At 71.7% G+C, this 23,700-nt stretch carries 19 protein-coding genes; 6 read left to right on the plus strand and 13 right to left on the minus strand.

The genetic code is table 11. From position 1 onward, the window contains the following. Window positions 1–14 precede the first annotated feature (14 nt). From whiA to uvrC, 4 genes are read right to left on the minus strand one after another with little or no spacing between them, the layout of a single operon-like run. Window positions 15–1,004, minus strand: coding sequence for a DNA-binding protein WhiA (whiA, locus tag IE124_RS06740; RefSeq protein ID WP_017238652.1), 990 nt, complete (start codon window positions 1,002–1,004; stop codon window positions 15–17). Beyond that, the gene (locus IE124_RS06745) at window positions 995–2,020 is read right to left on the minus strand and encodes a gluconeogenesis factor YvcK family protein (RefSeq protein ID WP_189505802.1); all 1,026 of its coding nucleotides are present in this window, start codon (window positions 2,018–2,020) and stop codon (window positions 995–997) included. Before IE124_RS06745 ends, whiA begins: the two co-directional genes overlap by 10 nt. Further along, window positions 2,017–2,988, minus strand: coding sequence for an RNase adapter RapZ (gene rapZ, locus IE124_RS06750; protein WP_189505804.1), 972 nt, complete (start codon window positions 2,986–2,988; stop codon window positions 2,017–2,019). Before rapZ ends, IE124_RS06745 begins: the two co-directional genes overlap by 4 nt. Further along, window positions 2,985–5,009, minus strand: coding sequence for an excinuclease ABC subunit UvrC (gene uvrC, locus IE124_RS06755; RefSeq protein ID WP_189505806.1), 2,025 nt, complete (start codon window positions 5,007–5,009; stop codon window positions 2,985–2,987). The genes rapZ and uvrC overlap by 4 nt, the downstream gene beginning before the upstream one ends. A 58-nt stretch (window positions 5,010–5,067) precedes the next feature. Between uvrC and IE124_RS06760 the strand changes: the two genes are divergently transcribed. Both IE124_RS06760 and IE124_RS06765 read left to right on the plus strand, forming a co-directional pair. Next, window positions 5,068–5,832 (plus strand): SDR family NAD(P)-dependent oxidoreductase, encoded by a 765-nt coding sequence (locus IE124_RS06760; protein WP_189505809.1) that lies wholly within the window; start codon window positions 5,068–5,070, stop codon window positions 5,830–5,832. Window positions 5,833–5,913: 81 nt separating this feature from the next. Further along, window positions 5,914–6,912, plus strand: a complete 999-nt coding sequence (locus tag IE124_RS06765) for a hypothetical protein (protein WP_229832227.1) — start codon at window positions 5,914–5,916, stop codon at window positions 6,910–6,912. A 103-nt stretch (window positions 6,913–7,015) separates the two neighbouring features. Here IE124_RS06765 and IE124_RS06770 read toward each other — a convergent pair whose 3' ends face one another. Then, window positions 7,016–7,792: a hypothetical protein gene (locus IE124_RS06770; RefSeq protein ID WP_370468741.1), complete on the minus strand. Its 777-nt coding sequence runs from the start codon at window positions 7,790–7,792 to the stop codon at window positions 7,016–7,018. Between the two features lie 5 nt (window positions 7,793–7,797). After that, on the minus strand, window positions 7,798–8,385 hold the full coding sequence (locus IE124_RS06775) for a papain-like cysteine protease family protein (protein ID WP_189505814.1): 588 nt from the start codon (window positions 8,383–8,385) through the stop codon (window positions 7,798–7,800). A gap of 235 nt (window positions 8,386–8,620) precedes the next feature. Here IE124_RS06775 and IE124_RS06780 point away from each other — a divergent pair, with 235 nt between their 5' ends. Beyond that, on the plus strand, window positions 8,621–9,550 hold the full coding sequence (locus IE124_RS06780; protein ID WP_189505816.1) for a hypothetical protein: 930 nt from the start codon (window positions 8,621–8,623) through the stop codon (window positions 9,548–9,550). Between the two features lie 209 nt (window positions 9,551–9,759). Here IE124_RS06780 and IE124_RS06785 read toward each other — a convergent pair whose 3' ends face one another. Together IE124_RS06785 and uvrA are read right to left on the minus strand one after the other, a co-directional pair. Further along, on the minus strand, window positions 9,760–10,185 hold the full coding sequence (locus IE124_RS06785) for a Rieske (2Fe-2S) protein (RefSeq protein ID WP_189505818.1): 426 nt from the start codon (window positions 10,183–10,185) through the stop codon (window positions 9,760–9,762). 229 nt (window positions 10,186–10,414) lie between these two features. Further along, the gene (gene uvrA / locus IE124_RS06790; protein WP_189505820.1) at window positions 10,415–13,474 is read right to left on the minus strand and encodes an excinuclease ABC subunit UvrA; all 3,060 of its coding nucleotides are present in this window, start codon (window positions 13,472–13,474) and stop codon (window positions 10,415–10,417) included. A 155-nt stretch (window positions 13,475–13,629) separates the two neighbouring features. Here uvrA and IE124_RS06795 point away from each other — a divergent pair, with 155 nt between their 5' ends. From IE124_RS06795 to IE124_RS06805, 3 genes are all read left to right on the plus strand, one after another. Beyond that, a complete protein-coding gene (locus tag IE124_RS06795; protein WP_189505822.1) occupies window positions 13,630–14,319 on the plus strand; it encodes a maleylpyruvate isomerase family mycothiol-dependent enzyme in 690 nt (229 codons plus the stop codon). 38 nt (window positions 14,320–14,357) lie between these two features. Further along, window positions 14,358–15,014, plus strand: coding sequence for an MBL fold metallo-hydrolase (locus IE124_RS06800; RefSeq protein ID WP_189505824.1), 657 nt, complete (start codon window positions 14,358–14,360; stop codon window positions 15,012–15,014). Between the two features lie 150 nt (window positions 15,015–15,164). Further along, the gene (locus IE124_RS06805) at window positions 15,165–16,448 is read left to right on the plus strand and encodes an MFS transporter (RefSeq protein WP_189506414.1); all 1,284 of its coding nucleotides are present in this window, start codon (window positions 15,165–15,167) and stop codon (window positions 16,446–16,448) included. Between the two features lie 71 nt (window positions 16,449–16,519). Here IE124_RS06805 and IE124_RS06810 read toward each other — a convergent pair whose 3' ends face one another. The 5 genes from IE124_RS06810 to IE124_RS06830 all read right to left on the minus strand — a co-directional run bounded on the left by IE124_RS06810 (window position 16,520) and on the right by IE124_RS06830 (window position 23,669). Further along, entirely contained in the window at window positions 16,520–17,545 is a 1,026-nt protein-coding gene (locus IE124_RS06810; protein ID WP_189505827.1) for a TerC family protein, read from the minus strand. Window positions 17,546–17,777: 232 nt separating this feature from the next. Continuing rightward, window positions 17,778–19,667 carry a TerD family protein gene (locus IE124_RS06815; RefSeq protein WP_189505829.1) on the minus strand — a complete coding sequence of 630 codons (1,890 nt, stop codon included), beginning with the start codon at window positions 19,665–19,667 and terminating at the stop codon, window positions 17,778–17,780. 165 nt (window positions 19,668–19,832) lie between these two features. Continuing rightward, window positions 19,833–20,411, minus strand: coding sequence for a TerD family protein (locus tag IE124_RS06820; protein WP_024759482.1), 579 nt, complete (start codon window positions 20,409–20,411; stop codon window positions 19,833–19,835). Window positions 20,412–20,550: 139 nt separating this feature from the next. Further along, window positions 20,551–22,698: an excinuclease ABC subunit UvrB gene (gene uvrB / locus IE124_RS06825; protein ID WP_189505831.1), complete on the minus strand. Its 2,148-nt coding sequence runs from the start codon at window positions 22,696–22,698 to the stop codon at window positions 20,551–20,553. Between the two features lie 71 nt (window positions 22,699–22,769). Continuing rightward, window positions 22,770–23,669: an MHYT domain-containing protein gene (locus IE124_RS06830; RefSeq protein ID WP_189505834.1), complete on the minus strand. Its 900-nt coding sequence runs from the start codon at window positions 23,667–23,669 to the stop codon at window positions 22,770–22,772. Between the last annotated feature and the right edge of the window lie 31 nt (window positions 23,670–23,700).

The following is a 23,700-nucleotide window of genomic DNA, read 5'->3' on the forward strand; positions in this document are numbered from 1 at the left end:
GCTCCCTCGGCCCGTCAGCCGACCAGGCTGTCGTCGAGCTCCTCGGTCAGGTTGGACTCGGTCCCGGGAATGCCCAGGTCCTGCGCCCGCTTGTCGGCCATCGCGAGCAGGCGGCGGATCCGCCCGGCCACCGCGTCCTTGGTGAGCGGCGGGTCGGCGAGCGCGCCGAGCTCCTCGAGCGAGGCCTGCTTGTGCTCCATGCGGAGCCGGCCCGCGGCGGCGAGGTGCTCGGGCACCTCCTCGGCGAGGATCTCCAGGGCACGCTGCACCCGGGCCCCCGCGGCGACCGCGGCGCGCGCCGAGCGGCGCAGGTTCGCGTCGTCGAAGTTGGCCAGGCGGTTGGCGGTGGCGCGGACCTCGCGCCGCATCCGGCGCTCCTCCCAGGCCAGTACCGACTCGTGCGCGCCGAGTCGGGTGAGCAGGGCGCCGATCGCGTCGCCGTCGCGGACGACGACCCGGTCCACGCCCCGTACCTCGCGGGCCTTCGCCGCGATGGAGAGCCGGCGGGCCGCGCCGACCAGGGCGAGCGCCGCCTCCGGTCCCGGGCAGGTGACCTCCAGGGAGGAGGACCGGCCGGGCTCGGTCAGCGAGCCATGGGCCAGGAAGGCACCGCGCCAGGCCGCCTCCGCGTCACAGGTCGCACCGGAGACCACCTGCGGGGGAAGGCCCCGGATGGGGCGGCCCCGGCCGTCCACGAGGCCCGTCTGCCGGGCCAGCTGGTCGCCGCCGGCCACCACGCGGACCACGAAGCGCGAGCCGCGCCGCAGCCCGCCGGGGGCCATCACGATCAGTTCGGAGCTGTGTCCGAAGATCTCCAGGATGTCCCGCTTCAGGCGGCGTGCCGCCATCGCCGTGTCCAGCTCCGCCTCGATCACGATGCGGCCGCTCACCAGGTGCAGCCCGCCCGCGAACCGCAGGATCGACGAGACCTCTGCCTTCCTGCAGCAGGTCCGGGTGACGGGGAGCCGGGAGATCTCGTCCTTCACCGCTGCCGTCATCGCCATGGGCCGATCCTTCCATGCATCCGAAAAATACGGTCGTACGCGGCGGCCAACAGCTCCGGGTCATGCTTCGCGGAGCCGTCGGGCCCGGCCACCGGCGCCAGCTCGACCGCGGCACCGAGCCGCTTGGCGGCATCGGCGAGGGACTCGCGATCGGGCACGGCTGCCTCGTCGGCGAGCACCACGTCCAGGGCGAGTTTAGGGGCGTGTCGTCCCAAAACCTCCAAATGACGCTGCGGAGAGAAGCCCTCTGTTTCTCCGGGTTGCGGAGCGAGGTTCAGCGAGAGCACCTTCCGGGCCTTCGTCTGCACGAGGGCGTCCAGGAGCTCGGGGACGAGGAGGTGCGGGATCACGGAGGAGAACCAGGAGCCCGGACCCACGACGACCCAGTCCGCGTCGAGCACGGCCGCGACCGCCTCGGGCACGGCCGGCGGGTCGTGCGGCACGAGGTGCACGGACTGCACGTCGCCCGGGGTGAGCGCCACCGTCGCCTGGCCCCGGACCGTGTCCACGTCGTCCGGTCGCTCCGGGTCGTGCCCCTTGACCAGCGCCTGGAGCTCCAGCGGTACGGCGGACATGGGCAGCACCCGGCCCTGGGCGCCGAGCAGCCTGCCCACGAGGTCCAGGGCCTGGACGGGGTCGCCGAGCTGCTCCCAGAGGGCGACGATCAGCAGATTGCCGACGGCGTGGCCGTTGATCTCGCCCTTGGACTGGAAGCGGTGCTGGATGACCCGGGCCCAGGTCTGGCCCCAGTCGTCGTCCCCGCAGAGCGCGGCGAGCGCCTTGCGCAGGTCGCCCGGGGGCAGCACGCCGAGCTCCTCCCGGAGCCGGCCGCTGGAGCCCCCGTCGTCGGCGACGGTGACGACGGCGGTGAGGTCGCCGGTGATCCGGCGGAGGGCCGCCAGCGAGGCCGACAGGCCCATGCCGCCGCCCAGCGCGACGACCTTCGGCTGGGCTCCACGCCTGCGGAGCGAGCGCCGCGCCGTCAGGGTGGAGGCGCGACGGCGGTACGGCTTCACTCGCGCCCCATGTCCCGGTGCACGACGACGGTCTCGACCCCTTCGGCGGCGATGCGGGCGGCGAGCCGCTCGGCGGTGGCGACGGAGCGGTGCTTGCCGCCCGTGCAGCCCACGGCGATGGTCACGTACCGCTTGCCCTCGCGGCGGTAGCCCGCGGCGATCAGCTGGAGGAGCTCCGTGTAGCGGTCGAGGAACTCCTTGGCGCCTGGCTGGTTGTAGACGTAGTTCGACACCTCCTCGTTGAGGCCGGTGAAGGGGCGCAGCTCGGGGACCCAGTGCGGGTTCGGCAGGAAGCGCATGTCGACGACGAGGTCGGCGTCGACCGGCAGGCCGTACTTGAAGCCGAAGGACATGACGGTGGCCCGGAGCTCGGGCTCCTCGTCCCCGGCGAACTGGGCGTCCATCTTGGCGCGCAGCTCGTGGACGTTGAGGCTCGAGGTGTCGATCACCAGGTCGGCGTCGCCGCGCAGCTCGCGCAGCAGGTCGCGCTCGGCGGCGATGCCGTCGGTGATGCGGCCGTCGCCCTGGAGGGGGTGGGGCCTGCGGACCGACTCGAAGCGCCGGACCAGGGCGTCGTCGGACGACTCCAGGAAGACGATCCGGCGGGTGACCTGCTTGGCGTCGAGGTCGGCGAGGGAGTCCCGGAGGTTGTCGAAGAACTGCCGGCCGCGGACGTCCACGACGACGGCGATCCGGGCGACGTTCCCCTGGGAGCGGGCGCCGAGCTCCACCATGGTGGGGATCAGTGCGGGCGGCAGGTTGTCCACGACGAACCAGCCGAGGTCCTCCAGACACTTCGCCGCGGTGGAGCGGCCGGCTCCGGACATGCCGGAGATGATCACCAGCTCGGGAATGGCCGCCTCGGCGCCGTTGTCGCCGGGGGTCTCCTTCGTGCCCGTACTCACGTGTCCTGCTCCGTCTTCTCGGTCCTGCTCGTCGTGCTGCTCATGCTGTTCGTGCGCGGTCATGCCGTGCCGCCCCCGTCGTCTTCCATGATCTCTCCTGTCGCCGTGTTCACGGCGGGTGCGGCCGGGGCCGCCTGGGCGAGGGCCACGACGACCGCCTCCGCGGTCTTCAGGCCCATACCGGGGACCTCGCGGATCTGCTCGATTGTCGCCTGCCGGAGCCGCTTCACCGAGCCGAAATGCTTGATCAACGCCTGTTTCCGCGTCTCACCGAGGCCCGGGACGGCGTCGAGGGGGCTGGTCCGGATGCGTTTCGTCCGCTTCGAGCGCTGGTAGCGGATGGCGAAGTCGTGAGCCGTGTCACGTACCCGCTGGAGGAGATAGAGGCCCTCGCTGGAGCGGGGCAGCACCACCGGGTCGTCGTCGCCGGGGAGCCAGACCTCCTCCAGGCGCTTGGCGAGCCCGCAGACCGCGATGTCGACGATGCCGAGCTCGTCGAGGGCGCGCCGGGCGGCGGCGACCTGCGGCTGCCCGCCGTCGACGACCACGAGCTGGGGCGGGTAGGCGAAGCGCTTGGGCCGGCCGTCGTCCTCACCGGGGGCCTGCGCGGGAACCTCACCCTCCATCGGGCCCCCGTCCACCCGTCCCCTGCCTTCGGCGGGGAGACCCCATTCGCCGGTCTTCTCCTTCTCGGCGAGGTAGCGCTTGAAGCGGCGGCTGATCACCTCGTGCATCGAGCGGACGTCGTCCTGTCCCTCGAAGCCCTTGATCTGGAAGCGGCGGTACTCGCTCTTGCGGGGCAGTCCGTCCTCGAAGACGACCATCGAGGCCACGACGTCCTCGCCCTGGAGGTGCGAGATGTCGAAGCACTCGATGCGCAGCGGCGCCGAGTCCAGGTCCAGGGCGTCGGCGATCTCCTCCAGGGCCCGGGAGCGGGTGGTCAGGTCGCTGGCGCGCTTGGTCTTGTGCAGGACGAGCGCCTGCTGGGCGTTGCGCGCGACCGTCTCCATCAGGTCCTTCTTGTCGCCGCGCTGCGGGATCCGCAGCGAGACGTTGGAGCCGCGGCGGCCGGCGAGCCAGGCGGTGACGGCCTCGGTGTCGTCCGGCAGCGCCGGGACCAGGACCTCCTTGGGGACCGTGTCGCCGCTCTCCTCCCCGTACAGCTGCTGGATCGCGTGCTCGACGAGCCCGGCCGTGTCAACGGCCTCGACCTTGTCCGTGACCCAGCCGCGCTGGCCGCGCACGCGTCCGCCGCGCACGTGGAAGATCTGGACGGCGGCCTCCAGCTCGTCCTCGGCAAGGGCGATCAGGTCGGCGTCGGTGGCGTCGGCGAGGACGACCGCGCTCTTCTCCATGGCCCGGCGCAGGGCCTCTATGTCGTCGCGGAGCCGGGCGGCCTTCTCGTACTCCATGTCCTCGGCCGCGATCATCATCTGCTTCTCGAGGCGGCGGATGTAGGTGCCGGTGCGGCCGGCCATGAAGTCGCAGAACTCGTCGGCCAGTTCGCGGTGCTCGTCGGGTGTGACCCGGCCGACGCAGGGGGCCGAGCACTTGCCGATGTAGCCGAGGAGGCAGGGGCGGCCCGCCGAGGCCGCGTTCCGGAAGACGCCGGCCGAGCACGTGCGGACGGGGAAGACCCGCAGCATCAGGTCGACGGTCTCGCGGATCGCCCACGCGTGCGCGTACGGCCCGAAGTAGCGCACGCCCTTCTTCTTGTGGCCGCGCAGGACCTGGACGCGCGGGAACTCCTCGTTGAGCGTGACCGCCAGGTACGGGTAGCTCTTGTCGTCCCGGTACTTCACGTTGAACCGGGGGTCGTACTCCTTGATCCAGGAGTACTCCAGCTGGAGCGCCTCGACCTCGGTCGAGACGACGGTCCACTCCACGGAGGCGGCGGTCGTCACCATGGTGGCCGTGCGCGGGTGCAGGCTCACGAGCGGCTGGAAGTAGTTCGCCAGCCGCTGACGCAGGGACTTCGCCTTCCCCACGTAGATCACCCGGCGGTGCTCGTCGCGGAATTTGTAGACCCCCGGCGAGTCGGGGATCTGCCCCGGCTTGGGGCGGTAGCTGGAGGGGTCTGCCATGGTCCCCACCCTACTGGCGGGGACCGACACTCCGGCCTCGCGCGCTCGTTGGCGGAGCATGACGAATCAGGTGACGGGACGGGCCGTGGGGCGGCTGGCCGACCGGGTGTGCGTGATCACGGGAGCGGCGAGCGGGATCGGCCGCGCGACGGCGGAGCGATTCCTCTCCGAGGGGGCGCACGTGGTGGCCGCGGACCTCGACGGCGAACGGCTGGCGACGCTGGAGGGGGTGGTGCCCGTGATCGGCGACGTGTCCGTCGCGGAGGACGCCCGGCGGATGATCGACACGGCGGTGGAGCGCTACGGGCGCCTCGACGTGCTCGTGGCCAACGCCGGCGTCATCCCGCTGCTCGACATCACCGAGGCCGAGCCGGCGGACTTCGACGCGGTGATGGCTGTCGACGGCCGGGGCATGTTCCTGACCTGCAAGTACGCGATCGAGGCCATGCTGGTCTCGGGCGGCGGGGCGATCGTGTGCACGTCGTCGATCTCGGGGGTCGCCGGTCAGGCGCGGCAGGCCGTCTACGGCCCCGCGAAGTTCGTCGCCACCGGGCTGACGAAGCACCTGGCGGTGGAGTGGGCGGAGCGCGGGATCCGGGTGAACGCGGTGGCCCCGGGCACGATCGAGACCGAGCGGGTCGTCGCCGCCCGCGAGGAGCCCGGCGGCCCGGAGTACCTCTCCGAGGTACTCGACGCCCACCCCATGGCCCGCTTCGGCGCCCCGGAGGAGGTGGCCGCCGCCATCCTCTTCCTGGCCTCGGACGAGGCGTCCTTCGTCACCGGCGCGATCCTCCCGGTGGACGGCGGCTACCTGGCCCGTTGACCGGGCCGCCGGCCGAGGCTCAGCTCACGGGGTGTGTGCGACGATCACTCGTCGCACACCACACCCTGGGGGTAGGACACCGTGAAACTCGGCAGCATCAAGGGGGCGGGCCGGGTGGCGGGCGCACTCCTCGCGCTCGCCCTGGGCGGCTCGTTGCTCGGCGCCGTGCCCGCCACCGCCGCGTCGACGGCCTTCGAGTACCAGGTGACGCGCAACGCCGACACCTATCTCGACGTGCCGGGTACGGAGATCACGTTCGACGCGCTCGCCGGCGAACGGTCGGTCCTGTGGTCCCGGCACTTCTCGACGGGCCCGGTCCCGGCGCTCGCGGCCGGTGACAACATCGGCAACACCTTCGCCATCCGCTGCCGCAACGCGGACGGCACGGCCCTGCCGGCCGAGACGGAGGCCGGGGCCTTCTGGGCGGCGAACCTGGTGCCGCCGAACGAGACCTCGCTGACCGCGGGCCTCCGCTGGATGTTCATCGCGCCCGCGGACGGCAGCTACGCCTGCCGCCTGTCGATCCTCTCGTACTCCTCGATCATCACCGGCGGCCGCACCGTCACGATGCGCGTGCCGGCCGGAGCCGAACTGGCCAGGGACACCTACTCCTCGATGTCCCGCTGGACGCTGCTCACCGGCAGCGGCACCACGGTCGCCCGCGGCTCCACGGTCTCCACCCTCGGCTCCACCAACACCCCGACGCACGAGAACATCGTCGTCTACCAGGACGCGGAGCTGACGACCTGCGTGGCCGGCTCCGGGATCTGCTCGGGCGGCACCGCCGAGTACACCTCCACCCGCGCCGAGACCTGGGTCGAGGCGCAGCCCAGGAACGCGGACGGCGCACTGTGCGGCGGCCCGATCAAGGGTCCGGTCGCGGTGTGGAACATCTCCGACGCCAAGCACCACCAGACGGCGGCCAACACCCTGCGCCTGACGAAGGCACAGCTCGGCGGCTGTACCCAGATCCGGATGACGCTGAAGGTACGGAACGTCGACGGCAACCCGCTGAAGATCCACGACGGCCACGCCTCGGGCCGGATCGCCGCCACGCACGGCGCGGCCTACAGCTACTGACCCACACCCCCGCCGGCGCCTGCCCCGGGGAGGGAGCAGGCACCGGCGCCGCGTCATGCGTTCCGCCCTGCGGGGACCATGACGGCGGCCATGGGGTGGCGGCTCAGGACTCCCGGGCGGCGCGCCGGCGGCGTATCGCCCTCGTGCCGATCAGGGCGAGCGCCAGGACCGCGCCCGCGCCCGCCGCGGTGGAGGCCACCGTGCCGGCGGGCTCCTCGTGGGGCAGCGGTGCGTCCGCCTGCGGCGCGTACCCGCCCGCCGTGCCCTTCTTCGCGTACGTCGAGCCGGGGAGCTTGTCCCCGTACGCCTCGGCGACCCGTTCCCGGTAGGCGGTCAGGCTCGTCCCGTTCTTCCCGACGGCCCGGACCGCGTCCTCGTCCAGCGGCAGCACCTTCGCGCCCTTCTGGACGTACCAGGCGTCGATCTGCGGCTCCCGGAAGACGAGGCCGCCGGGCAGCACGCGCCCGCCCTGCTCGGCGTACCGGATCTCGTCGTCGCCGGTGGCGATGTTCACGACCTGCCAGCCGCCCGGCTGCTTCACCGTCCACAGCGAGGCCTTCCGGCCGTCCGCGGCGACGGCCAGGCTGGCCCGGAACTCGACGCGGGCGACGGGCGCCCCCGCCTTCCCCGCGACGAAGTCCGGGGAGAGGATCCGGACCGGCACGGATCCGCCCTCGACGCGCGGGGCGGCCGCCGAGCGGGCGAGCGCCCCGTCCCGCGCGAAGAACCGGGACAGGGTGTCCAGGGTCTGCGGTGCGGAGGCGGCCTGCTCCGGGGTCGACGCGGCCGGCAGACTCTCCGCGGCGGTGGCCGGGAGCGCCCCGAGGGCGACGAGGGCGGCGGTGGTCAGGAGACCGGCGCCAATGGCACGTCCGTTCATCGTCGTCACGCCCCGATCCGGTAGAGCGAGTGGGTCCAGGAGAAGGAGTTGTTGTTGACGTACCAGGAGTGCGAGGCCCAGTTGTAGCGGTCGCTGGAGGGCCAGGGGTCGCCCCAGTAGACCCAGCTGTTGGCGTCGTCGTATCCGTAGATCACGTGCATGTGGCCGCCGCCGCTCGACCACTGGATGCGGGTCTCGATCGGCCGGTCGGCGTTGATCTCGGTCTGCACGGTCGAGTAGCGCAGCCAGCCGGTCACGTACGAGCCGGGGCTGACGCCCGCCCAGCTGAGTCCGGTCTGGACGTTGCCGAGGGTGGCCTGGTTGTTGGGGCAGTCGTAGCCCTGCTGGCGGTTGAAGGCGGCGTTGCAGAACTGGTTCTGGCTGTAGTTTCGGCCGAACCAGGTGGCGATGGTGTTGCCGCCCGCGGCCCAGCACCAGTTGGTCTTCTGCTGTGCCTGCATGGTGATGTTCAGCCGCTTGGATCCGAGGGCGGCGACGTCCTCACCGGCCGGCGCGGCGGACGCCGAGGTGGTGGGGACGAGGAAGAGGGCGGCTGCGGCGAGTGCCGCGAAGGACAGTTTCCTGCTGCGCATCGCGTTCCTCCCGTGGAGGGGGGTGGGGATGTGGGGAGTGGAGGAGCGCGTCCGGACGCTGGTCAGGAGCATCGGCCGTTGTCGGGATCCGGTCAACACGCTTCAATGCGGGGTGACATCGGACTGTGAACGGTGTGACCCGGGTGTGAACGGACGCCCTCGGTCCACCTGCCCGCCCACCGCTCGCGGCGCGACGGTCCGCTCCCCCGTCGTGAACGTTCACTGAGGAGCCCTCGTGAGCCACACCGAGGCCGATCTGGTGCAGCTGCTGCACACCGGCCCCTTCCATCTGGCGCTGCGCACCGCGCTCGCCGTGCGCGGGCTGCCTCTCCAGCGGGTCCAGCACCATCTGGCGCACCGGGGCGTCAGGGTCGGTGTGACGAGCCTGAGCTATTGGCAGCAGGGTGCCCGACGCCCGCAGCGGCCGGAGTCGCTGAAGGCCGTGCGCGCTCTGGAAGAGGTGCTCCAGCTGCCCGGGAACTCGCTCCTGCGGCTCCTGTCGGACGACGCGGCCGGGCGGGCCGAGGTGGAGCGCCCGGCGGGCCGCTCCTACCGCTCGCTGGTGGAGGTGTCCGGCTCGGTCGAGGAGCTGCTCGCGGAGCTGGAGTCCCCGACGGACGGCGGGCTGCACACGGTGGGGCACCACGAGCGGGTGCGGATCGGGGCGGCGCGGGAGCTGGTGGGGCGCGAGTCGCAGCACGTCGTGCGGGCGCACCGGGACGGGGTCGACCGCTATCTGGCCATCCACCACGGGGATCCGGGGTGCGATCCGTCGCGGGTGGTGGTGCGGGCCGTGGAGAACTGCCGCACCGGGCGGGTGCGGTGGCACGCGGAGACGGGCGTGGTGGTGGCGGAGCTGCTCTTCGACGCACGGCTGCGGGCGGGTGACACGCACCTGTTCTCGTACGGGTTCGAGGACGGCACGGCGGGGCCGAGCGGGGAGTACGTGCGCGGCTTCAGCTTCGCCGGCGGGCAGTACGTGCTTCAGGTGCACTTCGACGAGGCGGCGCTTCCGGTGCGGTGCCGGAGGTTCGCCCAGAGCTCGGCGGGCGCTCCGCGCGGCGGCCGTGCGGAGCTGACCCTGAGCGGTCGGCACCGCTCCGTGCACGTCGTGGAGCAGGGGGTGCGTCCTGGGATCCTGGGGATCGACTGGGACTGGTCCTGAGATGCCGGGGGCCGGGCCCCTCCGCGGTGCGCCCGGCTCCGGCGACTAGGGGGTGTCTTGTCGATCGGGCCGGATCAGGGAGCGGCGTCTGGTGCGGTGCATCGCAAGGCGTCGGAGCGTCCTCATAGCGGAGCTATGGGGGCGTTTCGGCAACGCGGCGAGGTGCCGTGCCGGACGCCGCGAGCCCGGCCTGATCGGCAAGGCACCCCCTAGGCCTCGGGGCCCGCGACCAGCTCGCCGTTCTCCACGCGGACCGGGACCTCGGGGAGCGGGACTGTCGCCGGGCCCTTGAGCGCCTTGCCGGTCGTCACGTCGAAGCGGCTGCCGTGGCAGGGGCAGTTGCCCTCGTTGTCCTCGATCTTGTCGAGGACGCAGCCGGCGTGGGTGCACTGGGCACTGAAGGCCTTGTACTGGCCCTTGGCCGGGCAGCTCACCAGGAGCCGCTGCTCGCGGTAGAGCTTGGCGCCGCCGACCGGGACCTCGTCCGGGGCACCGAGGGTGACGGGGGCGGTCGGGGTCGGGACCACGGCGTGGCCGAGCTTCGACTCGGTGGAGCAGGCGGCGACTCCCAGCCCGGCGGCGCCGGCGAGGGCGGCACCCTTCAGTACGGTGCGGCGGCTGGACTGGCCGGACATGAGCGCTCCACGGTGGGATCGGGGCAAGGCGTGACCGAACCGACGATACCGGCGCGGTTCCGCGCGCTGTCGGCCGGGCCGGACGTGGAAGGCGGGGCCGACCGGGAAGGCGCGGCGAGCTTGGGGAGGCCGGCCGGAGCTGGGGAGGCGGGCCGGACCTGGGGAGGCGGACCCGGGGAGGCGGGCCGGACCTGGACGGCGGGGCCCCGGGTGGGGCCCCGCCTCCGTGTCAGGCCTTGCGGGCCCGGGGCGTCGCCTTCTTGGCGGAGGCCTTGGTGGCCGTCGCCTTGGTGGCGGTGGACTTGGCGGCGGCCGACTTCGCCGCTGCCGTCTTGGTGGCCGCCTTCTTCGCCGGGGCCGCGGACTTCTTGGCGGGGGCCTTCTTCGCCGCCGCCTTCTTCGCTCCCCGCGGCGCCGGGACGGACCCGCCCGCGTCGCTGATCCGGTCGGCGTCGAGGATCTCGCGGAGGAACTTGCCGGTGTGGCTCGCCGGGATCGAGGCGACCTCCTCCGGCGTGCCCTCGGCGATCACCAGGCCGCCGCCGCTGCCGCCCTCCGGGCCCATGTCGATGACCCAGTCGGCGGTCTTGATGACATCGAGGTTGTGCTCGATGACGATCACCGAGTTGCCCTTGTCGACCAGGCCGGAGAGGACCTTGATCAGCTTCGAGATGTCCTCGAAGTGCAGACCCGTGGTCGGCTCGTCCAGGACGTAGACCGTGCGGCCCGTCGAGCGCTTCTGGAGCTCGGAGGCGAGCTTCACGCGCTGGGCCTCGCCGCCGGAGAGCGTCGGGGCGGACTGCCCGAGGCGGACGTAGCCGAGGCCGACCTCGTTGAGCGTGCGGAGGTGGCGCGCGATGGTCGGGACGGCCTCGAAGAAGTCGAGGGCCTCCTCGATCGGCATGTTCAGGACCTCGGCGATGGACTTGCCCTTGTAGTGGACCTCCAGGGTCTCCCGGTTGTACCGGTCGCCGTGGCAGACCTCGCACGGGACGTAGACGTCCGGGAGGAAGTTCATCTCGATCTTGATCGTGCCGTCGCCGGAGCAGTTCTCGCAGCGGCCCCCCTTGACGTTGAAGGAGAACCGGCCGGGCAGGTAGCCCCGGACCTTGGCCTCCATCGTCTCCGCGAAGAGCTTGCGGACGTGGTCGAAGACGCCGGTGTACGTCGCCGGGTTCGACCGGGGGGTCCGGCCGATCGGGGACTGGTCGACGTGCACGACCTTGTCGACGAGGTCGTCGCCGTCCACGCGCGTGTGCCGCCCGGGCACCGACTTGGCGCCGTTCAGCTCGCGCGCCAGGTGGGTGTAGAGGATGTCGTTGACCAGGGTCGACTTGCCGGATCCGGAGACGCCCGTGACGGCCGTGAGGACGCCCAGCGGGAAGGAGACGTCGATGTCCCGCAGGTTGTTCTCACGGGCCCCGTGGACGGTGAGCCGGCGCCCCGGGTCCACCGGGCGGCGGATGTCCGGGGTGGCGATCACCCGGCGGCCGGACAGGTACTGCCCGGTCATGGACTCCTCGTTGGCGAGGAGCTCCTTCAGGGAGCCGGAGTGGACGACCTTGCCGCCGTGCTCGCCGGCGCCGGGGCCGATGTCGACGACCCAGTCGGCGACCTTGATGGTGTCCTCGTCGTGCTCGACGACGATGAGCGTGTTACCCATGTCCCGGAGCCGGACCAGGGTCTCGATGAGCCGGTGGTTGTCGCGCTGGTGGAGGCCGATGGACGGCTCGTCGAGCACGTACAGCACGCCGACCAGGCCGGAGCCGATCTGGGTGGCGAGCCGGATGCGCTGGGCCTCGCCGCCGGAGAGCGTGCCCGCCGCCCGGTTGAGGGAGAGGTAGTCGAGACCGACGTCGACGAGGAAGCGCAGACGCTCGTTGACCTCCTTGAGGACCCGCTCGGCGATCTTCTTGTCGCGGGCGTTGAGCGTCAGACGGGAGAGGAACTCGGCGCAGTCGCTGATGGACATCGCGGAGACCTCGGCGATGGACCGGTCCATGACCGTGACCGCGAGGACGATCGGCTTGAGGCGGCTGCCCTCGCAGGTGGGGCAGGGCACCTCGCGCATGTAGCCCTCGAAGCGCTCGCGGCTGGAGTCGCTCTCGGCCTCGGTGTGGCGCCGCTTGACGAAGGAGACCGCTCCCTCGAAGGCGGGGCTGGTCCAGGCGCGCTCGCGCCCGTACCGGTTGCGGTAGCGGACCTCGATCTGGGTCTTGTGGCCGTACATGAGGGCCTTCTTGGCCCGCTGCGGAAGACCGGCGAAGGGAATGTCGGTGCGGAAGCCGAGGGCCTGGGAGAGGCCGTCGATCATCCGGCCGAAGTACTCCTTGGTGTGGCCGTGCGACCAGGGGTGGATGGCGCCCTCGTCGAGCGACTTGTCCTCGTCCGGGACGATCAGCTCGGGGTCGACCTCCATGCGCGTGCCGATGCCGGTGCAGTCGGGGCAGGCGCCGAAGGGCGAGTTGAAGGAGAAGGAGCGCGGCTCCAGCTCCTCGAAGGACAGGTCGTCGTACGGGCAGTAGAGGTGCTCCGAGTACATCCGCTCGCGCTCGGGGTCGTCCTCGGGGAGGTCGACGAAGTCGAGCACGACCATGCCGCCGGAGAGCCCGAGCGCGGTCTCGACGGAGTCGGTGAGGCGGCGCTTGGCGCTGTCCTTCACCGTGAGGCGGTCGATGACCACCTCGATCGTGTGCTTCTCCTGCTTCTTCAGCGTCGGCGGCTCGCTCAGCTGCACGGTCACGCCGTCGACCCGGGCGCGGCTGTAGCCCTTGGTCTGGAGGTCGGCGAAGAGGTCGACGAACTCGCCCTTCCGCTCGCGCACGAGCGGCGAGAGGACCTGGAAGCGGCTGCCCTCGGGGAGCTCCAGGACCTTGTCGACGATGGCCTGCGGAGACTGGCGGGAGATCGGCCGGCGGCACTCGGGACAGTGCGGCTTGCCGATGCGGGCGAAGAGCAGGCGGAGGTAGTCGTAGACCTCCGTGATGGTGCCGACCGTCGAGCGCGGGTTGCGCGAGGTCGACTTCTGGTCGATGGAGACGGCGGGCGACAGACCTTCGATGAAGTCGACGTCCGGCTTGTCCATCTGGCCGAGGAACTGCCGGGCGTAGGAGGAGAGCGACTCGACGTAGCGGCGCTGCCCCTCGGCGAAGATCGTGTCGAACGCGAGGGAGGACTTGCCCGATCCCGAGAGCCCGGTGAAGACGATGAGGGAGTCACGCGGGAGGTCGAGCGAGACGTTCTTGAGATTGTGCTCGCGAGCGCCACGAACGATGAGACGGTCGGCCACGCCGGTCCGCACCTTTCTTGAGAGAGCGGATGTCCTGACACACCCAACAACCAAGGATGCCGGATGCTTCCACCGAGCCTATAGCACGCACATTCGATTTCCGGCCGTGCGGAGACCGCTTCACCCGAACGAGTGGCGGCGCTAGGGTCGGCGCCATGATCGACCACGAACGTGATCTCGCCTCTGTCAAAGCAGCGACCGAGCGGCTCCTGGACGCCGCCGCCTCCTGGGACAACGCCGCGACGGCCGAGCCGTCACGGCTTCCCGGCTGGACGCGCGGCCATGTCCTCGCCCACATCGCCCGGAACGCCGACGCTCTGGTGAACGTCCTCCAGGGCCGTCCCATGTACGCCGACGCCGCCACCCGCGACGCCGACATCGAGCGCGACGCGGACCGCCCGCTCGCCGTCCAGCTCGCCGACGTGCGCGAGAGCGGCGACGGCTTCCAGGCCGCCGGCGCCGAGCCCGCCGACTGGAGCCGCACCGTCGAGCTCCGCAACGGCGTCACGGACAGCGCCTCCCGGATCCCCTTCCGCCGCTGGGTCGAGGTGGCCCTGCACCACGTCGACCTGGGCGTCGGCTACGAGCTGGAGGACCTTCCCGAGGAGTTCGTCCAGCGGGAGATCGACTTCCTCGCGGAGCGCTTCACGGGCGCCCCGACCGTGCCGCCGACCCGGATCGCGGCCACGGAGGGGACGGGTACCTGGACCACTGGTTCCACCGAGGGCGCCGAGGTGACCGTGACCGGTCCCGCCCCCGAGCTCCTCGGCTGGCTCGCCGGCCGCCGCGACGGCTCCGCGCTCAAGACCGAGGGCGGCCCGCTCCCGGCGCTCCCGCCGCTGTAGCACCCCCTGTTGTCGGTGGGCGGAGCTAGGCTGAGCCCATGACGTACAGCGGAAGTGTGAAGGTCGGCGGACCGGCGGACGTGCACGAGCTGACGGACCTGATGATCTCGAAGGTCGCGGTCGGCCCGATGGACAACAACGCGTACCTGCTGCGCTGCCGGGCGACCGGCGAGCAGCTGCTGATCGACGCGGCCAACGACGCCGACACGCTGCTCACGCTGATCGGTGACGACGGCATCGCCTCCGTCGTCACCACCCACCGGCACGGCGACCACTGGCAGGCCCTGGCCGAGGTCGTCGCCGCGACCGGCGCCCGGACCTACGCGGGGGCGTACGACGTGGAGGGCATCCCGGTCGCCACCGACGTGCCGGTCGCGGACGGCGACACGGTCCGGGTGGGCCGGGTCGAGCTGACCGCCCGCAGGCTGGTCGGGCACACCCCCGGCTCGATCGCCCTCGTCTACGACGACCCGCACGGCCACCCGCACGTCTTCACCGGCGACTGCCTCTTCCCCGGCGGGGTGGGCAACACCTGGAAGGACCCGGAGGCCTTCGCGAGTCTCATCCACGACGTGGAGACCAAGCTCTTCGGCGCCCTGCCGGACGAGTCCTGGGTCTACCCGGGCCACGGCAAGGACACCACGCTCGGTGACGAGCGCCCGCACCTCGCGGAGTGGCGCGAGCGCGGCTGGTGAGCCGAGGCCGTACCGCCGGCGCGCGGCCCACCGGCCGCGCGCTTCTGTACGCCCCCGTAACCGGGACGGCCGCCGGGTAGTTGGCGCCACATGCGCCCCAGTCACGCTCCGTCCCCACCTGCTCCCCCGGCTCCACCCGCTCCGCCCTCGATGGTCCGGCTCGCCACCGCCTCGCTCGTCGGCACCGCCATCGAGTTCTTCGACTTCTTCGTCTACGGGACCGCCGCAGCCCTCGTCCTCGGGCCGCTCTTCTTCCCGACCTTCTCCCCGCTCGCCGGGACCCTGGCCGCCTTCGGCACCTTCGGCATCGGCTTCGTCGCCCGCCCGCTGGGCTCGGTCCTCTTCGGGCACGTCGGCGACCGCTACGGCCGCCGGCCGGTCCTCTTCGCCTCGCTGCTCCTGACCGGCTGCGCCACCGTCGCGGTCGGCTGCGTCCCCACGTACGAGACGCTCGGCATCGCCGCGCCCCTGCTCCTGCTCACCCTCCGCTTCCTCCAGGGCCTCGGCCTCGGCGGCGAGTGGGGCGGCGCCGTCCTGCTGACCGCCGAGCACGCGCCACCGAACCGGCGCGCGCTGTGGGCGAGCTTCCCGCAGATCGGCCCGGCGGTCGGCTTCCTCCTCGCGAACGGGGTGATGCTGGCGCTCACGGCGGGCCTGAGCGACGCGGACTTCCGCTCCTGGGGCTGGCGGGTGCCGTTCTGGGCGGCGGGGCTGCTCGCGGCCGCCGGGCTGCTGCTGCGCTCCTCGCTGGCGGAGACCCCGCAGTTCGAGGAGCTGTCCACCTCGGGCCGGCGGGCGAGCGCCCCGCTGGCCGAGGTCGCGCGCGACCACTGGCGTCTCGTCCTGCTGACGGCCGGGGCGCTCGCCGTCGGGTACGCGGTCTTCTACACCGTCTCCACCTGGGCCCTGACCTACGGCACCGAGCGGCTCGGGGTGAGCAGCACGGTCATGCTGACCTGTGTGATGGCCGCGGTGGCGGTCAAGGGTGCTGCCACGCCCTTCGTGGCCCTCCTCGCCGACCGCTGGGGCCGCCGCCCGCTGTGCCTCGCGGGGTGCGCGGCCTCGGCGCTCTGGATGTTCCCGATGGTGGCCCTGCTGCACACCGCGGAGCCGATCCTGATGTTCCTCGGCTTCCTGGGCTCACTGCTGGCCTTCATCACGATGTTCGCGGTGGTCGCCGCGTACCTCCCGGAGCTCTACGAGCCCCGCGTCCGCTGCACCGGCGCGGCCGTCGGCTACAACCTCGCGGGCGTCCTCGGCGGCGCTCTGACACCGATCGTCGCCACCGCCCTCTCGGCGGACGGCGGCTCGGGCCCGCCCTGGGGCGTCGCGGCCTATCTGACCGTGGTGGCCCTGATCAGCCTGGGCTGCTTCGCCCTGCTCCCCGAGACGCTGCCGGAGCCCTCCGAGGCGGTGGCGGTGGCGCCGGCCTGAGGCCGGGAACACGACGGCGACGGCCGGCCGGGGGCGGGTGCCCCTGGCCGGCCGTCGCCGTGGGTGACGCGTCAGGCGCCGACGCTGTCCTTCTGGGCGCCGTCCGCGTCCTCGACACCGTCGGTGCCGGCCGCGCTCTCGGCGGCCGCTCGCTCCGCCTGCTTCTTGGAGGCGATCAGGCTGGTGATCGTGGTGATGACCAGGACGCCGCCGATGACCGCCAGCGAGAACCCGATGGAGATCTCCGGGACGTGCACCCCGGACTCGTGCAGGGCGTGCAGGACGAGCTTCACGCCGATGAAGCCGAGGATCACCGACAGTCCGTAGCTGAGGTGGACCAGCTTCTTGAGCAGGCCGCCGATCAGGAAGTACAGCTGCCGCAGACCCATGAGGGCGAAGGCGTTGGCGGTGAAGACGATGTACGGGTCCTGGGTCAGGCCGAAGATCGCCGGGATGGAGTCGAGGGCGAAGAGGATGTCCGTGGTGCCGATGGCGATCATGACGACCATCAGCGGGGTCAGGACGCGCTTGCCGTTGACACGGATGAAGAGCTTGGTTCCGTGGTACTTGTCGGCGACGCCGAACTTCTTCTCGACGGACTTGAGGAGACGGTTCTCCTCCCAGTCCTCTTCCTCCTCGTCGGCACGCGCCTCCTGGATGAGCTTCCAGGCGGTGTAGATCAGGAACGCGCCGAAGATGTAGAAGACCCACGAGAAGTTCGCGATGACCGCGGCGCCCGCGACGATGAAGACCGTGCGCAGGACCAGGGCGATCACCACACCCACGAGCAGCACGCGCTGCTGGAGGTGGGAGGGGACCGAGAACTTCGCCATGATCAGGATGAAGACGAAGAGGTTGTCGACACTGAGCGACTTCTCGGTGACGTAGCCGGCGAAGAACTCTCCGGCCGCCTGGCTGTTGCCGAACACGAGCAGGCCCACGCCGAAGAGCACGGCGAGCACGACCCAGACGATCGTCCAGATTCCGGCTTCCTTGACCGAGACGTCATGGGGCTTCCGCCCGATGAAGAAGTCGGCTCCGATGAGGGCGACCAGACCGAGAATGGTCAGCACCCACAGGGTCATTGAAACGTCCACTGCGCCTCCGGCGTCGTACGGCTACTTGATCAGCGTCGTCGCTGCCGGAGGTCTCTTCCACCCGGGCGGTTCACACCACGGCCGGGCCGACGCCCCGGGATCGAATCACTGAGGATCCGTCCGTATTGACGGGTACGCCGCGCATGGGGAGTACTCCCCTCCGCACCATGAACACTACCCGAAAGACCAAGAGAAGGTAAAGGGCAGGGTAAAGAGCCACCAAAAGGCCAGGTCAGGGCCTCTTTGCCGGGCGGGCCTCCGCGACCTGGGCGAGCACCTGGCGGAGGATCCGGCTGCCCGGCGGCAGGAGCGGAGGCTCGTAGGACCACGCGTGACCGACCCACGGATCGGCGAGGTGGTCGTCGGGGACGGGGGTGAGCCGGAGCAGTGAGCGCCACAGGGGGTCGAGCACCGGGCCGTACTCGGCGGCGTCCTCCCGGTCGGCCACGATCAGCAGATGGACGCCGACACCGGGGCCCTCGTCGGCCAGGTAGCGGAGCCGGGTGACCGCCCGGTCGTCGAAGCCGTGCGGGAAGTCGTGCACGATCAGGAGCTGGCGGGCCTCGTCCAGACCTGGCGGCAGCGCGTCGGCCGCGCCGCTCCGCAGAGCCATCTGAAGGAGGTCGACACGCTCGGTGAGCCGGTCGAGGACGGCCGTGACGCCCGCCGCGCCCCGGGCGGGCGGGGCCGCGAGCACACCGGTGTCCACGAGCGGCGCGAGCGCGGCGGCGCCGGCCCCCGCCGCGTCCACGACGTGGACCGCGAACCCGCCCGGCGGGTGGACGGCGAGCAGCCGGGCCGCGTGCGCGACCGCGCTGTCGAGGGCGAGCCGCCGCAGTTCCGTCTCGTCGAGGAGGCCGGCCGCCTCCGAGCGGCCGCGCCCGCTGTCCACCCAGAGCCCGCGCTCCATCGGGAGCCGGACGAGCATGGGGATCCGCAGCTCGGTGCGCTCGGGCAGGTGGAGGTCGCCCAGACGCACGGCCATCGGCTCCTCCGCCGGCGGGCGGTAGGCGTGCCAGGCCGGGTTGTCCCAGCGGGCGTAGGCAGGCGGCAGTGCCGGTTCGACGACCTCGGACTCGACGGCGAGCTGGGCGAGGTCCCGGTCCAGGACCTCGCGCGCCCGCTCCACGAGCTCGTCGTGACGGGCGCGGGCGGCCGACCGCGCGGCGTCGTTCGCGCCGCTGACCCGGGAGCGGTAGTCGGAGAGCGTCTCGTCGAGCTCGCGGTCGAGCCGGGACTCGGCGAACTCGCAGGCGCTGCGGTAGGCGGCGGCGGTCCGGGCCAGGTCCTCGAACATCCCCCACACCTGGTTGTACAGGCGCTCGTCCATGGACCAGCCGGCCGCGTCCCCGGCGACCGGGGTGGGGGCGGACTGCCCCTGCGTCGGGTGCGGAGCGGGCGTGGGGGCGGGCGTGGGAGCGGGCTGCGGCGTGACGGTCCGGCGCCGGGGGTGGGCGTAGCTGATCGGGCCACCGGGGGTCTGGGCCGGGCCGGGAACGGCGGGGGTGGACTCGGAGGTGGGGGCCAGTGCCGTGGCCGGGGCCGAAGTCGGAGCCGCGGCCGGAGCCTCGGTCGGCGCCGCGGTCGGCGCCAGGATCGACGCGGCCAGGTCGGCGGGGCGCTCCAGGCCCTGGTCGCCGAGGAGGGCGGCGAGACCGCCCTCGTACCCCTGGCCCATCGCGCGGACCTTCCAGGCGCCCTGGCGGCGGTAGAGCTCCAGGGCGACGACGGCGGACTCGCTGTCGAGGCCGGTGATCGTGTAGCTGGCGATCTCGGTGCCGTCGGGGCCGGTGACGGCGACGAAGGGGGCGGCGGCCTTCCCGAAGGAGGTCGGTCCGCCGGCGCCCACGGGCAGCGCCAGGAGGACCGAGACGCGGTGGACGGTCTCCGGGACGGCTGCCAGGTCGACGGCGAGGCGCTGGTCGGCCCCCGCCTGCCGGGGGACGTCCACACCGGGGAGCGAGGGGGCGACGGGGTGGGCGATCCACTCCACGCCCGGGACCCTGCCCCGCTCGTCGCCGAGGGCGGCTCCGGCGACGACCGGGTGACCGGCCGACACCCTGATCTCCAGTCGGGTGTCGGGCAGGGGGTGGTTCTGCCCCCGGACCAGCTCGGCCGTCATCGGCTCTTTCCCCTCAGCGGTTCCCGGTACGAAGTGGTGCGGACGTGCTGCCGTGCGGTGGTGCGGACGTGCGGTGATGTGGTGCTGCGGACGTGCGGTGGTGCGGGACAGCTCCCGGTGGCCTGGTGCCTCCGGGAGCTGTGGGTGCGTCCTGCGCGGCCCTGACTACAGGTGCGGCAGGATCGCCGGCATCAGGTCCTGGAACGTCCGGCCGTTGGCCGGGTTGCCCAGGGCGGTCATCTGCCAGCCGGAGCCGACCCGGTGCACCTTCGCCATGATCTGCGCGGTGTAGTTGCCGCCGCCGTCCAGGGTGTAGCGCGCGAGCTCCTGGCCGTTCGTCTCGTCGACGATCCGACAGAAGGCGTTCTGCACCTCCTGGAACGTCTGACCGGTGAAGGAGTTCACCGTGAAGACGATCGTGTCGATGTGGACCGGGACCCGCTGGAGGTCGACGAGGATCGCCTCGTCGTCCCCGCCCTGGCCCGCTCCGCCGACGAGGTTGTCACCGGTGTGCTTGACCGAGCCGTCGTCGCTGACCAGGTGACGGAAGAAGACCACGTCGACCGGCTGCTTGTCCGCGAAGAGGACGGCCGAGGCGTCCAGGTCGATCTCCTGCGTGCGCTTGCCGAAGAGACCCCGGCGCGGCGCCGCCTGCCAGCCGAGCCCCATCCGCACCTGGCTGAGGCTGCCTCCGCCCTGCTTCTCCAGGCTGATGGCCTGACCCTTGGTCATGTTGACCGTCACGCGCTTGCCCCTCTCGTTGCGTTCCCCGCGCCCGCTGTCCGGTGCGTGCGGTTGTCCAGCACCCTACGCAGAGGTACTGACACCGCAGAGCCGCGGTCCGGATTTGTGTCGGTCTTGCAACACACCGGACCGCGTGCGGTCAGGCGAGACCCGCCTCCTTCATCTGGCGCAACTCCTTCTTCAGCTCTCCCACTTCGTCACGGAGCCGGGCCGCGACCTCGAACTGGAGCTCCGCGGCGGCGGCGCGCATCCGGCCGGTCATCTCCTCGATGATCGCGGCCAGTTCGGTGGCCGGCCGGCTGCCGAGCTCGACCGTCGAGCCCGCCGCACCGGACGTGCCGCCCTTGCCCCGGCCCTTGGGGCCGTGCGCGGCGAGCGAGGGCACGGGCGCCTTGGCGGCCTTCCCGTCCTTCGTCTGGCGGTAGCCGCTGCCCAGGAGCTCCTCGGTGTCGACCTCCTCGCGGGCGATGGTCGCGACGATGTCGTTGATCTTCTTGCGCAGCGGCTGCGGGTCGATGCCGTGGGCCGTGTTGTACGCGACCTGCTTCTCGCGGCGCCGGTTGGTCTCGTCGATGGCCTGCTCCATCGCCGGGGTGATCCGGTCGGCGTACATGTGGACCTGGCCCGAGACGTTTCGCGCGGCACGGCCGATGGTCTGGATGAGGGAGGTGCCGGAACGCAGGAAGCCCTGCTTGTCGGCGTCGAGGATGGCGACGAGGGAGACCTCGGGGAGGTCGAGGCCCTCCCGGAGGAGGTTGATGCCGACGAGGACGTCGTACTCGCCGGCGCGCAGCTCGCGCAGCAGCTCGATGCGGCGCAGGGTGTCGACGTCGCTGTGGAGGTAGCGGACCTGGATGCCGAGCTCCAGGAAGTAGTCGGTGAGGTCCTCGGCCATCTTCTTGGTGAGGGTGGTGACGAGGACCCGCTCGTCCTTCTCGGCGCGCAGCCGGATCTCGTGGACGAGGTCGTCGATCTGGCCCTCGGTCGGCTTGACGACGACCTCGGGGTCGATGAGCCCGGTGGGGCGGATGATCTGCTCGACGAAGCCGTCGCCGCGGGAGAGTTCGTAGGTGCCGGGGGTCGCCGAGAGGTAGACGGTCTGGCCGATCCGCTTCTGGAACTCCTCCCACTTCAGCGGGCGGTTGTCGAGGGCCGACGGGAGCCGGAAGCCGTGGTCGACGAGGGTCCGCTTGCGGGAGGCGTCGCCCTCGTACATGGCACCGATCTGCGGCACGGTGACGTGCGACTCGTCGATGACGAGAAGGAAGTCCTCGGGGAAGTAGTCGAGGAGCGTGTTCGGCGCGGAGCCCGGCTCGCGGCCGTCGAAGTGCATCGAGTAGTTCTCGATGCCGGAGCAGGAGCCGATCTGCCGCATCATCTCGATGTCGTACGTGGTCCGCATGCGCAGGCGCTGGGACTCCAGGTGCTTGCCCTGCTTGTCGAGCTCGGCGAGGCGGACCTCCAGCTCGCGCTCGATGTCGTTGACCGCCCGCTCCATGCGCTCGGGGCCCGCGACGTAGTGGCTGGCGGGGAAGACGTACAGCTCGCGGTCCTCGCTGATGACCTCGCCGGTGAGCGGGTGGAGGGTGGAGAGCGCCTCGATCTCGTCGCCGAACATCTCGATGCGGACGGCCAGCTCCTCGTACACCGGGAAGATCTCGATGGTGTCGCCGCGGACCCGGAAGGTGCCGCGGGTGAACGCCAGGTCGTTCCGGGTGTACTGGATGTCGACGAAGCGGCGGAGCAGCTGGTCGCGGTCCATCTCCTCGCCGACCTTGAGCGGGACCATGCGGTCCACGTACTCCTGGGGCGTGCCGAGGCCGTAGATGCAGGAGACGGAGGCGACCACGACGACGTCCCTGCGGGTGAGCAGGGAGTTCGTCGCGGAGTGGCGGAGCCGCTCGACCTCCTCGTTGATCGAGGAGTCCTTCTCGATGTACGTGTCCGACTGGGGGACGTACGCCTCGGGCTGGTAGTAGTCGTAGTACGAGACGAAGTACTCGACCGCGTTGTTCGGCAGGAGCTCGCGGAACTCGTTCGCCAGCTGGGCGGCCAGGGTCTTGTTCGGCGCCATCACCAGGGTGGGGCGCTGGAGCTTCTCGATCATCCACGCGGTGGTGGCCGACTTGCCGGTACCGGTGGCGCCGAGGAGCACGACGTCCTTCTCGCCCGCGCGGATGCGCCGCTCGAGGTCGGCGATGGCCGTCGGCTGGTCGCCGCTGGGCTGGTAGGAGCTGACGACCTCGAAGGGCGCCACCGAACGTTCGATTTTGGAAACGGGCCGCATGGAACCACCGTACGACCCGGCACTGACACTCGGGCGGTGATCGGCTCACCGCCCGTCGCGTGGGTGCCCCGTCACCAGTCCTGGGAGCGGTGGCCGCCGCGGGGGACGCTCCTGCGGGCGGCGCGGCCGGCGGGGCGGGCCGACCAGTTGGCGGGCTCGCCGTAGGACGGGACGTGGCGCGGGGCCGGCACGCCCGGGCGGTGCACGCTCCGCGCCGCGGGCCGCTGCCAGTCCGGGTCGCCCATGACGAGCAGCGGGTCGAACATGACGACCACGGCGGCCAGGATCAGGAAGACCGCCGGGCCGATCAGCATCGGCAGGAGCAGCGAGGTCGCGGTGTCGCCGGTACCTGCGGGCGTCTCGACGCCCTGGACGTGGACGCTGACCGCCTCCATGGCGGTGTAGTGCATACCACTGACGGCTCCGCCCATCACCAGGCTCGCGCCGAGGCTGGCCAGAAATCCATGGACGGAGACGGCCGCCCAGAGGGCCGCGGTGGCGGCCACGACGGCGATGACCACGGAGAGCGCGACGGTGAGCGTGTCGTACTCGATGCGGCCGTGGAGGCGCATGCCCGCCATGCCGAGGTAGTGCATCGTGGCGACGCCGAGGCCGGTGATCGTGCCTCCCGTGACGAGCGTGAGGGCGGTCGCCCCGCGGTAGCCGACGATGAAGATCCCGATGCCGACCATGAGGACGGCGACGCCCAGGCTGGCGAAGGTGATGGGCCGGTCGTAGCTGATCGGGGCCTGCTGGACGGAGAAGCCCATCATGGCGATGAAGTGCATCGTCCAGATGCCGGTCCCGATGGAGGTGGCGCCGAGGGCGAGCCACCCCGCCTTGAAGGTGTCGCGGTGGCGGAGCGACCTCGTCGTGCACCTCAGGCCGAGGGCGCCGCCGAGGCAGGCCATGATGAAAGCGGCCACCGGAGTGACGAGCCCGTAGCTGAATCCGTCGACCGTGCCCTGCATGAGCGTGTGTCCTCCACCCCTGGTGCCACGT

The sequence above is a fragment of the Streptomyces narbonensis genome (assembly GCF_014649015.1).
Classification (GTDB): Bacteria; Actinomycetota; Actinomycetes; order Streptomycetales; family Streptomycetaceae; genus Streptomyces; species Streptomyces narbonensis.

Excerpts from the sequence above, each read along its gene's own strand:
- whiA (WP_017238652.1), bottom strand. The coding sequence starts at position 1,004 with ATGGCGATGACGGCAGCGGTGAAGGACGAGATCTCCCGGCTCCCCGTC.
- rapZ (WP_189505804.1), bottom strand. The coding sequence starts at position 2,988 with ATGACCGCGCACGAACAGCATGAGCAGCACGACGAGCAGGACCGAGAA.
- uvrC (WP_189505806.1), bottom strand. The coding sequence starts at position 5,009 with ATGGCAGACCCCTCCAGCTACCGCCCCAAGCCGGGGCAGATCCCCGAC.
- IE124_RS06760 (WP_189505809.1), top strand. The coding sequence starts at position 5,068 with ATGACGAATCAGGTGACGGGACGGGCCGTGGGGCGGCTGGCCGACCGG.
- IE124_RS06770 (WP_370468741.1), bottom strand. The coding sequence starts at position 7,792 with ATGAACGGACGTGCCATTGGCGCCGGTCTCCTGACCACCGCCGCCCTC.
- IE124_RS06775 (WP_189505814.1), bottom strand. The coding sequence starts at position 8,385 with ATGCGCAGCAGGAAACTGTCCTTCGCGGCACTCGCCGCAGCCGCCCTC.
- IE124_RS06785 (WP_189505818.1), bottom strand. The coding sequence starts at position 10,185 with ATGTCCGGCCAGTCCAGCCGCCGCACCGTACTGAAGGGTGCCGCCCTC.
- IE124_RS06795 (WP_189505822.1), top strand. The coding sequence starts at position 13,630 with ATGATCGACCACGAACGTGATCTCGCCTCTGTCAAAGCAGCGACCGAG.
- IE124_RS06800 (WP_189505824.1), top strand. The coding sequence starts at position 14,358 with ATGACGTACAGCGGAAGTGTGAAGGTCGGCGGACCGGCGGACGTGCAC.
- IE124_RS06805 (WP_189506414.1), top strand. The coding sequence starts at position 15,165 with ATGGTCCGGCTCGCCACCGCCTCGCTCGTCGGCACCGCCATCGAGTTC.
- IE124_RS06815 (WP_189505829.1), bottom strand. The coding sequence starts at position 19,667 with ATGACGGCCGAGCTGGTCCGGGGGCAGAACCACCCCCTGCCCGACACC.
- uvrB (WP_189505831.1), bottom strand. The coding sequence starts at position 22,698 with ATGCGGCCCGTTTCCAAAATCGAACGTTCGGTGGCGCCCTTCGAGGTC.
- IE124_RS06830 (WP_189505834.1), bottom strand. The coding sequence starts at position 23,669 with ATGCAGGGCACGGTCGACGGATTCAGCTACGGGCTCGTCACTCCGGTG.